This is a genomic window from Streptomyces sp. WY228 (assembly GCF_019287315.1).
GTDB lineage: Bacteria > Actinomycetota > Actinomycetes > Streptomycetales > Streptomycetaceae > Streptomyces > Streptomyces caviscabies.
The window spans coordinates 152,338-164,135 of record NZ_CP079114.1 but is presented as its reverse complement, the minus strand read 5'-3'; the positions used below and the strand labels follow the sequence as shown (position 1 = coordinate 164,135).

At 71.6% G+C, this 11,798-nt stretch carries 12 protein-coding genes; 9 read left to right on the top strand and 3 right to left on the bottom strand.

Features of this window, described 5'->3' with window-relative positions; genetic code table 11:
• Window positions 1–119: 119 nt before the first annotated feature.
• Entirely contained in the window at window positions 120–1,097 is a 978-nt protein-coding gene (locus KV381_RS00715) for an LLM class flavin-dependent oxidoreductase (protein ID WP_218784244.1), read from the bottom strand.
• 146 nt (window positions 1,098–1,243) lie between these two features.
• Here KV381_RS00715 and KV381_RS00710 point away from each other — a divergent pair, with 146 nt between their 5' ends.
• The 8 genes from KV381_RS00710 to KV381_RS00675 all read left to right on the top strand — a co-directional run bounded on the left by KV381_RS00710 (window position 1,244) and on the right by KV381_RS00675 (window position 8,864).
• Window positions 1,244–1,948: an alpha/beta fold hydrolase gene (locus tag KV381_RS00710; protein ID WP_218784243.1), complete on the top strand. Its 705-nt coding sequence runs from the start codon at window positions 1,244–1,246 to the stop codon at window positions 1,946–1,948.
• 2 nt (window positions 1,949–1,950) lie between these two features.
• The gene (locus tag KV381_RS00705) at window positions 1,951–2,178 is read left to right on the top strand and encodes a hypothetical protein (RefSeq protein ID WP_030082167.1); all 228 of its coding nucleotides are present in this window, start codon (window positions 1,951–1,953) and stop codon (window positions 2,176–2,178) included.
• Window positions 2,179–2,293: 115 nt separating this feature from the next.
• Window positions 2,294–2,833, top strand: coding sequence for a DUF6630 family protein (locus KV381_RS00700; RefSeq protein WP_030629963.1), 540 nt, complete (start codon window positions 2,294–2,296; stop codon window positions 2,831–2,833).
• A 174-nt stretch (window positions 2,834–3,007) separates the two neighbouring features.
• Window positions 3,008–3,169 (top strand): hypothetical protein, encoded by a 162-nt coding sequence (locus KV381_RS00695; protein WP_179889519.1) that lies wholly within the window; start codon window positions 3,008–3,010, stop codon window positions 3,167–3,169.
• A 722-nt stretch (window positions 3,170–3,891) separates the two neighbouring features.
• Window positions 3,892–5,127 (top strand): ABC transporter substrate-binding protein, encoded by a 1,236-nt coding sequence (locus tag KV381_RS00690; protein WP_249626966.1) that lies wholly within the window; start codon window positions 3,892–3,894, stop codon window positions 5,125–5,127.
• A gap of 84 nt (window positions 5,128–5,211) precedes the next feature.
• The gene (locus KV381_RS00685) at window positions 5,212–6,147 is read left to right on the top strand and encodes a carbohydrate ABC transporter permease (protein ID WP_030082174.1); all 936 of its coding nucleotides are present in this window, start codon (window positions 5,212–5,214) and stop codon (window positions 6,145–6,147) included.
• A gap of 61 nt (window positions 6,148–6,208) precedes the next feature.
• Window positions 6,209–7,141 carry a carbohydrate ABC transporter permease gene (locus KV381_RS00680; protein WP_373461193.1) on the top strand — a complete coding sequence of 311 codons (933 nt, stop codon included), beginning with the start codon at window positions 6,209–6,211 and terminating at the stop codon, window positions 7,139–7,141.
• A gap of 118 nt (window positions 7,142–7,259) precedes the next feature.
• Window positions 7,260–8,864 (top strand): glycoside hydrolase family 13 protein, encoded by a 1,605-nt coding sequence (locus KV381_RS00675; RefSeq protein WP_218784241.1) that lies wholly within the window; start codon window positions 7,260–7,262, stop codon window positions 8,862–8,864.
• Window positions 8,865–8,970: 106 nt separating this feature from the next.
• Here the strand turns inward: KV381_RS00675 and tsaD are convergent, their stop codons facing one another.
• Entirely contained in the window at window positions 8,971–10,041 is a 1,071-nt protein-coding gene (gene tsaD / locus KV381_RS00670) for a tRNA (adenosine(37)-N6)-threonylcarbamoyltransferase complex transferase subunit TsaD (RefSeq protein WP_218784240.1), read from the bottom strand.
• Window positions 10,042–10,270: 229 nt separating this feature from the next.
• Between tsaD and KV381_RS00665 the strand changes: the two genes are divergently transcribed.
• A complete protein-coding gene (locus KV381_RS00665; protein WP_030082182.1) occupies window positions 10,271–10,948 on the top strand; it encodes a 1-acyl-sn-glycerol-3-phosphate acyltransferase in 678 nt (225 codons plus the stop codon).
• Window positions 10,949–11,045: 97 nt separating this feature from the next.
• Here KV381_RS00665 and KV381_RS00660 read toward each other — a convergent pair whose 3' ends face one another.
• Entirely contained in the window at window positions 11,046–11,630 is a 585-nt protein-coding gene (locus tag KV381_RS00660; protein WP_030082184.1) for a DinB family protein, read from the bottom strand.
• Window positions 11,631–11,798: the final 168 nt, after the last annotated feature.

The following is an 11,798-nucleotide window of genomic DNA, read 5'->3' as shown; positions in this document are numbered from 1 at the left end:
CCTGTTCGATCGTCAAGTGGCATCGGTCGAAAGGCCATCCGGAGCGCACGCACTGAGGTGTCCGCCGCGTCCGCCGCATCCGCCGCGTCCGTGTCCGCCGTATCCGAGCCGCCCGTCGATCACGCCGCGTCGAGAACCGTGGCCAACGACTCCAGGGCCGCCACCGGATCGGGACCGACCGGGGCCAGGACGGAGTCCGTGACACCCGCCGACCACAGCCCGTCGAGGCGGGCCCGGGCCTCCTGCGGGGTGCCGGCCACGGCGAGTCGCGCGACCTGGTCGTCGGGCAGCCGCCGGACGAACTCCGCGCGGTCGGCGCACCCGGCCCGGAGCTCGACCAGCTCGTCGGCGAACGGGAGCGGTGCGATGTGCGCGTGCCAGTCGGGCTCGCCGATCCACTCCAGCGCCGGGCGGGCGGCGGCCAGCGCGGTGTCCCGGTCGGCGTCCACGGACGCGACGTTGTACGCGACCAGGCGGTGGGGGCGGTCGGCGGCGATGTGCCCGAGCGCCGCCCGTGCGTACTCGGGGGCGACCGGCTCCGCGAGGACCGTTCCGTCGGCCACCTCGCCGGAGACGGCCAGCGACTTGGGGCCCCGGACACCGGCCAGGATGTCCGGCACGATCCCGGGCAGCGCGCTGGGGTCGAGCTGTACGCCGTCGAGGTGGACGTACTGCCCGCGCCGCTGCGTGAGCTCGCCGCGCAACAGCGCCCGCAGGGCGTCGACGTACTCGCGGAGCAAGGCCAGCGGGCTTCGGGGCCACTGACCGACGCTGCGCATCCAGTGGGGCATGCCGTGTCCCACGGCGACATCGACCCGGCCGGGGAAGAGCTGCGCCAGCGACGCGATCTCCAGCGCCGCGAACGCCACGTTGCGGGCGCCGGCGGGCAGCAGGCCGATGCCGACCCGGATGCGCTCGGTGGAGGCCAGCACGGCGGCCGCCTGGGCGACGCCCCCGCGGAAACCGAGGTCCTCGACCACCCAGACGGAGTCGAACCCCAACTCCTCGGCGCGGCGCGCGTACGGCAGGATCCGGTCGGCGGGCAGATCGCGCGGCAGCAGGACGCCCACGGTCCGGTCGGTGGCGGGGGAACGCACAGGTGCTCTCCTTCGGTCGGCGGCCGGGCGACGGCGATCGGCACACCCGCCGCCCCGTTCCGTCTCCGGTGAAGATAGCGAAGCACCGGTGGCGGACCGGACGGCGGCCGGGCGGCGTTGTCGTACCCCTGCACTACGTTGCTGGCATGACGCAATTCGTACTGGTGGCAGGGGCCTGGCTCGGCTCGTGGGCGTGGCGCGACGTGGTGCCCGGTCTGCGCGCGGCCGGTCACGGGGTCCACCCGCTGACGCTGTCGGGCCTCGCCGAGAAGCAGGGGGTGGCGGCCGGGCAGCGGACGCACGTCGAGGACATCGTCGGGCTGGTCGAGCGCCTCGACCTGCGCGACGTGGTGCTGGTCGGACACAGCTACGCGGGCATCCCGGTCGGGCAGGCGGCGACGCTGATCGGCGACCGGCTCGCCCACGTCGTGTTCGTCGACTCCAACGTCCCGGCCGACGGCGAGTCCTTCGTCTCCGGCTGGCCGGACGGCCGGGACGGCGTGGAGGCCGCCATCGCCGCCAACGAGGGCTTCTGGCCGCCGCCCGCCGCCGCCGACTGCGTGGACCAGGGCCTCACCGACGAACAGATCGCCCGGTTCCTCACCGGCGCGACCCCCCACCCCGGCGCCACCCTCACCGAGCCCGCCACCCTGACCCGGTCCCCGGGGATGCTGCCCACGACGTACGTCAAGTGCCTGCTCGACTGGCCCGAGCCGAGCCCCGAGGTCGCCGAGCTGCTCACGAGCGAGCCGTGGCGGCTGGTCACCATGGACACCGGTCACTGGCCGATGTTCTCGCAGCCGGACGAACTCGCCAGGGTTCTGCTGGACGCCGCGGGAAGGGTCGCGTGAGCATGCCGACCCCTTCCGGCCCGGAGCGGCGGGCCCCGGCCGAAGCGGCCACGGAGCACCCGGAGATCACCTACATCGGATGCGCCCGCTGCGGCACCCTGATCGCGGGCCTCGACGGACGGTACGCCTGCTCGGGCTGCGGCTGGGTCAACGAGTGGACCGAGGGCCACCGGCCCCTGCCCGCGGCCCGGCGCCGGCGCGCCCAGGGCCATCCGCGATCGCTCCCGTAACAGCTCACGGCCGCCCGTCCACCGGGACGGCACGGAACCCGCCGCCGAGAGCGGTGCGGAACGCACGAACCGACGACGACCCGGCGGCGGCCCCGCCGCAGGAGGAGAGCACGACATGTCCGACCCGCACGACACCGACCCGGTCCGCACGTCCCTGGCCGAGATCGCCGCCCTGCTCGCCCCGGCGCACCCCGCCGTGGCCGAGGAGGTGCTGCGCGCCCACGACAGCCCGCATGCGTACGTGAGCGCCTTCGCGGACCGGCTGGCGGACCGGGGCATCGACGAGCCGGTGGACAACCTCGCCTGGATCGCCCTCATCGACGCGCTCGACGCGCACGGGCTGCTCGCGGAGTTCGACTGGAAGGAGGACGCGCAGGAGATCCGGGCCCGGTTGCGGAAGCTGGAATCACGGCCCTCCATCGACCCGTGGGTGCTCTTCGAGGCCCGGGAGACGGGTCTGCCGACCGACAGGTTCCTCGACGCCTGCGGCCGCCACTACCGGGAGATCGGTGCGGCGCTGGCCGTCCTGGACATCGACTCCGACTGCTATCCGGTGGTGGGCCTGCGGGCGGCCCGCGCCGACGAGCTGACCGCCCTCGCCGCCCGTGCCGGCTTTCCCGTGCGGCATCTCGGCGCGGGCCGCCGCAGGCGGTGACCGGGCGGCCGCCCTCGGCCGCCCGGGGGAGCGGCGGGGCGCCGTTCCAGCAGGTGCGGGGCGGTCCCGGCACCTGAAGGCGAATCGCCCCCGCCGCCGCCCACCACGTACACTCGCCCCCGCCTCCGCCGACCGGCAGAGGCTTTTCGCACCAGACCGACGGGGAAAATCCGTATGAGTTCCGCAGACAGCACCGAAGCACCGATCTACGCCGGCCTCGTGGAGGAGCACGGCGACGTGCCCGCCGAAGTGCGCCGGGTGGCCGAGGAGGTCCTGCGCGAGGCCGACCGCGCCATCGATTTCGGCGCCGTACGGACCGCCGCCGCGGCCCGCTAGCAAGCAGCCGGAACCCCGGCCGCAGCCGCCCCAGGGCGGACAAGTCCATCACGGGACGATAAACGTCCTGCAACTATTGCCATATTCTTGCGTTCACGACGCGATGGCTTGCTGAAGAGCCGCCATACGTGGAAGCGGGTGAGGCCGCGGCAGGCCGGGCGCCGAACAGCGCGCCCGATGCCCCCGCGGCCCCCCGCCCGCCCGTCGTGACCGCCCCGGCGGCCGTGCTTCGGTGAGCGGTCCACGCACCCGCGTGGAGAGCGCTCCCAGCCGGCCGCCGAGGGGCGGGAGGCCGCAGCTCCGGTGCCGAACGCCGGACCGGCCGGACCTCCGCCCTCCCGAGCGGCCTTCCCGCGAGTCTCGCCGGGCGTCCCAGGTCGCCACGGCATCACCTCTCCTCCGTCGCCGACGCCGGCTTCCCCGGCGCCGGCCGTACGTGACCCGTAGCCACGGCCTGCGCGGTCGAGGAAAGCCTGTGCGGCTTCTGGTGGCCCATCAGCACTCACAGAACGTAGTGCAGTCGCAATCTTGCAAATGTGGATCGGAATATTGCGTTGGCCTGTTCGCCGTTCTATCGTGACGCTCCGATCAAGGCCGTGCTTGGGCGTCACCCCGGAGGAGCCGTAATGAAGCCGCGCAATCTTGCGATCTTGCTGACCACAGGTCTCGTCGTGAGCCTCGCTGCCTGTGGCAGCGACTCGGAGTCCGACGCGGGAGGAGGGGTGGCCATCACCGTGGCCTGTCAGCCACCGAAGACCGCACCGAAGCAGCGAGAGGCGTGGAACGACGACGTCGCCGCGTTCGAGAAGGCGCACCCCGGAGTCACGGTCAAGAGCACCGACCAGCAGCCGTGCTTCGACCCGAAGACCTTCGCCGCGAAGCTCGCCGGCGGACAGATGGAGACGGTGTTCATGGTGCCGGTCACCAACTACGCCGACGTGATCTCCAAGAAGCAGGCGAAGGACATCTCGGACGTCACCGACCTGGTGAAGAACTACGGCGACATCAAGCAGGACGTCAGGGACATGGTCGTCAAGGACGGCAAGACCTACGGCGTCCCCAACGTGAGCTACAGCGTCGGCCTGGTCTACAACCGCAAGCTCTTCAAGGACGCGGGTCTCGACCCCGACGCCCCGCCGAAGACGTGGGACGAGGTCCGTGCCGCGGCGAAGAAGATCGCCGGTCTCGGTGACGACTACGTCGGATACGGCGAGTACGGCGGCGGCAACGTCGGCGGCTGGCACTTCGCGCAGTCCATCTTCAGCCGCGGCGGCGAGATGGTCGTCGACGACAAGGCCGCGTTCAACAGCGCGGAGGGCAAGGCCGTGCTGCAGACGCTGCACGACATGCGCTGGAAGGACGACAGCGTCGGCAAGAAGGTGCTGATCGGCTGGGAGACGCTGATGCAGCAGATGGCCGCCGGCAAGACGGGCATGATGCTCGGAGCCCCGGACGTCGTCTCCGACGTGGTCCAGAAGTTCCAGGGGAAGAAGGACGACTACGGCATCACCGGCATCCCCGAGGGCGAGGCGTCCCTGACCGGCGGCGAGGCCTACATGGTCAACCCGAAGGCGAACGCCGCCCAGACCGAGGCGGCCATGCAGTGGATCGACTTCCAGTTCAACACCCCGGGCAAGGGCCGCCACGACTACGCGCGCGGCAAGGCCAACGGCGAGGCCGTCGGCGTGCCCAACAACGACTACATGGGTGACTCCCCGACCGGTCAGAGGATCGCGGACGCCCGCGAGGAGAACGCCGTCCTGCCGGTCGAGTACTACCAGCCGTACGTCGACACCTCCCGGGGCGTCGAACTGAAGCTGGAGCCGGCGAAGGCCCAGGAGCTCTACGCGGTGCTCGACGTGCCCATGTCCGCGGTCCTCACCCGGAAGGACGCGGACATCGACAAGCTGCTCGCGGACGCCGAGTCCAAGGCCAACGGGATTCTGGCCAGGGGCTGACGGCGACTGTCCCGGGTGCCGCCCAGCAGGGGAGGGCGGCACCCCGAGCAGGTCCGGCGGGAGAGGCGTGAACGGGAGATCACCATGCAGACACTCACCATCGAACCGAAGCGGCCGTCCAGGCCGCCTCGCAGACCGGCGGCCCAACGGAAACGGACCGTCCGGGCCAACATCACCGCGTACGGCTTCCTGTGCGCGGCGCTCTTCTGCTTCGCCATGTTCGCCTGGTGGCCGATCATCAGGCAGGTCGTCCTCTCCTTCCAGGAGACCAATCTCGTCGACGAGCCCACCTGGGTGGGCCTGGACAACTTCCGTACGGTGGTGGCGGACCCGGCCTTCGGACAGGCCTGGAAGAACACCGTCGTCTTCACCCTGCTGGCCCTGGTCTGCGGCTATGTGATCCCGTTCGCGGTGGCGATCGTGCTCAACGAACTGCGCCACGCCCGCGGCTACCTGCGCTTCGTGGTCTATCTGCCGGTGATGCTGCCGCCGATCGTCTCGGTGCTGCTCTTCCGCTGGTTCTACGATCCCGGTCCGGGCCTGTTCAACCAGGTCCTGGACTTCGCCGGCCTGCCGGCACTGTCCTGGCTCGACTCCTCGGACACCGCTCTGATCTCCCTGGTCGCCGTCTCCACCTGGATGAACATGGGCTCCGGCGTCCTGATCTACCTCGCCGCCCTGCAGAACATCCCGGGTGATCTGTACGAGGCCGCGGAGCTGGACGGAGCCGGGATCTTCAAGCGGATCTGGAACGTCACCGTCCCGCAGACCCGACTGATCCTGCTCCTCATGCTGATGCTGCAGATCGTCGCCACGATGCAGGTGTTCATCGAGCCGTACATGCTCACCGGCGGCGGACCGGAGAACGCGACGGTCACCGTCGCGTACCTCATGTACCAGTACGCCTTCGTGTACGGCGGCAACTACGGGGCCGGCAGCGCGCTCGGCCTGATGCTCATGCTCGTTCTCCTTGCGGTCGCCGCGGTGCAGCTCCGGCTGACCCGTGACGAGAAGAGGTAGTCCCGTGGCCAACCCAGTCGACACCACAGCCCACTTCGACACGGCGGGAGCGAACCGCGAGGTGACACCGCCGCCCACGCACGACGACAGGAAGCGGCGCCGCGCCGCCTGGGCCGACGGTCATGCCCGGACCATCGTCTCGCCCCTGGAACTCAAGTCCCGCTGGGGCAGCCGCATCTACTGGGCGGTCCTCGTCACCGTCCTGCTCGTCTTCACCCTGGTCTTCGTCTTCCCGCTGTACTGGATGGTCACCGGGGCGATGAAGTCGGGCGAGGAGATAGCCCAGATGCCGCCCACGCTGTGGCCCGAGAACCCCGACTTCTCGGTGTTCTCGGACGCCTGGGAGCTCTTCGACATCGGGCTCCTCCTGAAGAACACCCTCCTCTACGCGGTCGGCGCCTGGCTCTTCGCCCTCGCCGTCGATGTCACCGCCGCCTACGCGCTGTCCAAGCTGCGCCCGATGTTCGGCAACGTGATCCTCGGCGCGATGCTGGCCACCCTGATGATCCCGCCGATCGTCGTGATGATTCCGGCCTACATCACGGTCACCGATGTCCCCATCTTCGGCTGGCAGCTGCTCAACTCGCCCTGGGCGATCTGGTTCCCGGTGGCCGCCAACGGCTTCAACATCTTCCTGCTCAAACGGTTCTTCGACTCGATACCCGACGAGATCCTCGAAGCGGCCGAGATCGACGGTGTGCCCCCGTGGCGCGTCCTGGTCTCGATCATCCTGCCGATCTCGCGGCCCATCCTCGGTGTGGTCTCCATCTTCACCGTCGTCCTGGTCTTCAAGGACTTCGTCTGGCCGCTGCTCGTCCTGCCGGACAGCGAGAAGATGACGATCAGTGTGGGGCTCTCGCAGACCGCGGGAGCCGTCACACAGAACCAGATCATGGCCGGTCTGGTGATCGCGAGCATCCCGATGATCATCGTGTTCTTCTTCTTCCAGCGGAGCATCATGGCAGGTCTCACCGCCGGCAGTCTCAAGGGCTGATCCGCGCCCCGCCCCCTTCTTCCGCCCCACCACCGACACGCTCTCCGCCGCCGGTCACGTCAACCATGCCCCGCCGCGACCGGCGGCGGAGTCCCCATCTGCCCGAAAGGACCCTCACGTGGCAGCTGTGCCCCCCTCCCGAACCGACACCTGGTGGCGCGACGCCGTCATCTACCAGATCTACCCGCGCAGCTTCGCGGACGGCGACGGCGACGGCACCGGGGACCTCGCGGGGGTCCGCGCGCACCTGCCGTATCTCGCCGCCCTCGGCGTGGACGCCGTCTGGTTCACCCCGTGGTACCTGTCGCCGCTCGTCGACGGCGGGTACGACGTGGCCGACTACCGCACCATCGACCCGGCCTTCGGCACCCTCGACGAGGCCGAGAAACTGATCGCGGAAGCCGCCGGGTTCGACATCAAGGTCATCGTCGACATCGTCCCCAACCACCTCTCCGACCAGCACGTCTGGTTCACGTCAGCCCTCGCGGCCGGCCCCGGCAGCCCGGAGCGTGAGCTCTTCCACTTCCGCCCGGGCCGCGGCGAGAACGGCGAACTCCCCCCGAACAACTGGCCCTCCCAGTTCTCCGGCGACACCTGGACCCGGGTCCCCGACGGGGAGTGGTACCTGCACCTGTTCGCCCCCGAGCAGCCCGACCTCAATTGGTCCCATCCCACCGTCCGACGCGAACACGAGGACGTCCTGCGCTTCTGGTTCGAGCGCGGCGTGGCCGGCGTCCGCATCGACTCCGCGGCCCTGCTCACCAAACACCCCGACCTGCCCGACTTCACCGAGGGCGTCGACCCGCACCCGTACATCGACCAGGACGAGATCCACGACGTCTACCGCTCCTGGCGGACGATCGCGGACGCGTACGACGGCGTGTTCGTCGGCGAGGTCTGGCTCCCCGACTCCGAGCGCTTCGCCCGCTATCTGCGCCCCGACGAACTGCACACCGCCTTCAACTTCAATTTCCTCTCCTGCCCCTGGGACCCCGAGCGACTGCGCCGCACCATCGACGACACCCTCGCCGAGCACGCACCCGTCCGGGCCCCCGCCACCTGGGTCCTGTGCAACCACGACGTGACCCGCACGGTCACCCGCTACGGCCGCACGGACACCGCCTTCGACTTCGCCACGAAGGAGTTCGGCACCCCGGCCGACCTGGAGCTCGGCACCCGCCGCGCCCGCGCCGCGGCGCTCCTGACCCTGGCCCTGCCCGGCTCGGTCTACCTCTACCAGGGCGAGGAGCTGGGCCTGCCCGAGGCGGACATCCCGCTCGACCGCATCCAGGACCCGATGCACTTCCGCTCCGGCGGCACCGACCCCGGCCGCGACGGCTGCCGCGTCCCGCTGCCCTGGGCGGCGGCCGAACCGTACGGCGGCTTCGGCTCCACCACCGAGCCCTGGCTGCCCCAGCCCGCCGACTGGCCGACGTACGCCGTCGACCGGCAGGACGCCGACCCCGCCTCGATGCTCAGCCTGTACCGCGCTGCCCTGCGCCTGCGCCGCGAGACCTCCGGCTTCGGCGACGGCCCGATGACCTGGCTGCCCTCCGAGGACGGGGTGCTGGCCTTCGCCCGCACCGACGGCCTGGTGTGCGTGGTGAACCTTCTCGACCGCAGTGTCGAACTGCCGGTACACGAAGAACCGTTGCTGGCGAGCGGGCCGCTGGACGCCGACGGACGCCTGCCGTCCGACACGGCGGTGTGGCTGCGGCGCTGACCGCAAAGGGCCGCAACGTCCGGGACTCTCCGTCACGACGCCGTGGAAAGCCCCGGTTCCGGACGCCCCCCGGCGTCCGGAACCGGGAGAACCCGGGGGCCGGGCGTCAGGCGGCCCGGCCCGCGCTCCGCGCCAGCGGATGCAGCGCCGCGTACTCCAGTGGCGCCGAAGGATCGATCGACACCTCCATCGGAGCGGGCTCCGCCCCGGCCCGCACCAGCAGATCGCCGACCGCCGCGATCATCGCGCCGTTGTCCGTGCACAGCTTCAGCGGCGGCACCCGCAGCGTGATCCCGGCCGCCCGGCACCGTTGCTCCGCCAGCTCCCGCACCCGTGAGTTGGCGGCCACCCCGCCGACCACCACCAGCGTCCCCACCCCGTGATCACGGCACGCGGCCACGGCCTTACGGGTCAGCGCATCGGCCACCGCCTCCTGGAGCGACGCGCAACCGTCCGCCAACGGCAGCTCCCGGCCCGCGATCCGCTGCTGCTCGGCCCAGCGCGCGGCCGCCGTCTTGAGCCCCGAGAAGGAGAAGGCGTACGGGGCGTCCTTCGCACCGGTCATCGGACGCGGGAACGCCACCGCACGCCGGTCACCCTCCCGCGCCGCCCGGTCGACGGCCGGACCACCCGGATAGGGCAGCCCGAACACCCGGGCCACCTTGTCGAAGCACTCCCCGGCGGCGTCGTCCACGGTGTCCCCGAGATGCACGATCGGATCGCGGGCCAGATCCCGGACGAGCAGCAGCGAGGTGTGGCCGCCGGAGACGATCAGCACCACGCACGGATCGGGCAGCGGCCCGTGCTCCAGGGTGTCGGCGGCGACATGGCCCGCCAGATGATGCACCCCGTACAGCGGGACACCGAGCGCGTACGCCAGACCCTTCGCCCCGGCGAGCCCCACCTGGAGCGCCCCGGAGAGCCCCGGGCCGGTGGTCACGGCGACCGCGCCGATGTCCGCCATCCGCAGCCCGGCACTCTCCAGCGCCTGTCGGACGACCGGCCCGAACGCGTGCACATGGGCCCGCGCCGCGATCTCGGGCACCACCCCGCCGAAGCGGGCGTGCTCGTCCATGCTGGACGCGAGCGCGTGACCGAGCAGCCGCCCGTCCCGCATCAGCCCCGCGCCGGTCTCGTCGCACGACGATTCGATCCCGAGCACCACGGGAGAGCCCATAGGTACCTCCTTGCCATAGAGAAGTAATTGCACATGATGTGCAGCAAGGTGTCCACGGTACGTGACCGGGCAGGGGCGATTCGCCCCAGGAGGCTTGAGTACCCGCACTCAGGCCCCGCGCCCCGCCCACCACGACGATGAGGGCGTGGCGGGCGAAGCCGGAACGGGCGGGCCCCGGCCGCACCGCCGTCCACCAGGACGGCCACGCCCGCCGGACCCCGGGAGAACCGTGCTCAGCCGAATCGCCGCCGCCGTCGTCCCCTCGCTCGGACGCCTCACGGTCACCTCCGACCACGCCACGGCCCCGGCCGCCGGCAGCATCATCGTCGCCAACCACACCTCCCTGGCCGACCCCGGCATCGTCCTCGCCGCACTGCTGCGCCTCGGCGTCGAACCCGTCGTCATGGCCACCGCGGGCCTCTGGCGCATCCCGGTCCTCGGCCGCCTCCTGGAAGGCGGCGGCCATGTGCCCGTGCACCGCAACACCCACCGGGCGGCGGGCGCCCTCGACGCGGCGGCCGTCGCGCTCAGGGACGGCCGCCATCTGCTCATCTACGGCGAAGGACGGCTGCCCTGCCGCACGGACGCGGCGGAGGCCCCGCCGGAGAGCTTCCGCAGCGGTCTCGCCCGCCTCGCACACGCCTCGGGGGCGCCCGTCGTACCGCTCGGCCAGGCGGGCGCCCGCCGGGTGACCTCCGGCTCGGGCCTCAAGCAGATCTCCGGGCTCCTCACCGCCCCGGCCCGCCGCCCCCGGCTCCACGTCCACGTCGGCGCCCCGCTGCACCTCCCGCCGGAGGTCGGCGCGGCGACCGCCACCGCCCGCGAAGCCGTCACCGCCGCCTGGCGCACCGCCGCACACCACCTCGGCGAACCCGCCGCACTCACCGGACGCCGAACCGGCGAGTGATCCGGAGGGCACCACGAAGGCGAGCGATCCGGAGAGCACGGCGCGGCGGGCGAGCGATCCGGAGAGAACCACGACCGGACGGGCGGTCCGGTCAGGACTACTCCGCCTCCCGCGCCGCCTGCTCCAGGCGCTCCCGGTACCCCTCCCACCAGGCACGGTCGCCCGGCGGCAGGTTGTCGGTGCCGGACCGCAGCCCGACCGTCCCGTCGACCAGCTCCCGGACGATGTCCGCGTGCCCCGCGTGCCGCTGGAGGTCCGAGATCACATGGACCAGGATCTGGTGCAGGGTCACCCGGCGCCGCTCCTCGGGCCACCACCGCACCTGCCCGACCGCGTCGAGCGGCAGCTCGGCGATCGTGGCGTCCGCGTGCTCCGCCACCCGGCGGTAGAGACCGAGGATGTCCTCCCGCGACTCGTCGGGCGTCGCCCACATGTCCTGGTTCGCCTCGGCGTCGTCCTCGTAGGCCGGCGGCGCCTCGCCGAACGGCCGCCCGAACGTCTCGCCGAAATAGCCCAGCTCCACCCCGGCGGCATGCTTGACCAGCCCGAGGAGGTTCGTGCCGGTCGGCGTCAGGGGACGGCGGACGTCGTACTCCGAAAGCCCTTCGAGCTTCCACAGCAGGGTGTCGCGGGCGAACTGCAGATAGTGCTGGAGGTCAGCCTTCGGCTGCGAAGCGTTCATGCGGAAAGTCTGTCACCGGGCACTGACGTCGAGGGCCTCCCGGGTGGCGGCGGCGTCCCCGGCGGCGTAGGTATGGAGGCGTGCCCGCTCCGGAGGACGTGCGACGCCCCGGAGCGCTCCGGCCTGCGAACGGCCGGTGACCATCAGGCCCACCCGCCGGACCGGCGT

Excerpts from the sequence above, each read along its gene's own strand:
- KV381_RS00705 (WP_030082167.1), top strand. The coding sequence starts at position 1,951 with ATGCCGACCCCTTCCGGCCCGGAGCGGCGGGCCCCGGCCGAAGCGGCC.
- KV381_RS00695 (WP_179889519.1), top strand. The coding sequence starts at position 3,008 with ATGAGTTCCGCAGACAGCACCGAAGCACCGATCTACGCCGGCCTCGTG.
- tsaD (WP_218784240.1), bottom strand. The coding sequence starts at position 10,041 with ATGGGCTCTCCCGTGGTGCTCGGGATCGAATCGTCGTGCGACGAGACC.
- KV381_RS00685 (WP_030082174.1), top strand. The coding sequence starts at position 5,212 with ATGCAGACACTCACCATCGAACCGAAGCGGCCGTCCAGGCCGCCTCGC.
- KV381_RS00700 (WP_030629963.1), top strand. The coding sequence starts at position 2,294 with ATGTCCGACCCGCACGACACCGACCCGGTCCGCACGTCCCTGGCCGAG.
- KV381_RS00660 (WP_030082184.1), bottom strand. The coding sequence starts at position 11,630 with ATGAACGCTTCGCAGCCGAAGGCTGACCTCCAGCACTATCTGCAGTTC.
- KV381_RS00710 (WP_218784243.1), top strand. The coding sequence starts at position 1,244 with ATGACGCAATTCGTACTGGTGGCAGGGGCCTGGCTCGGCTCGTGGGCG.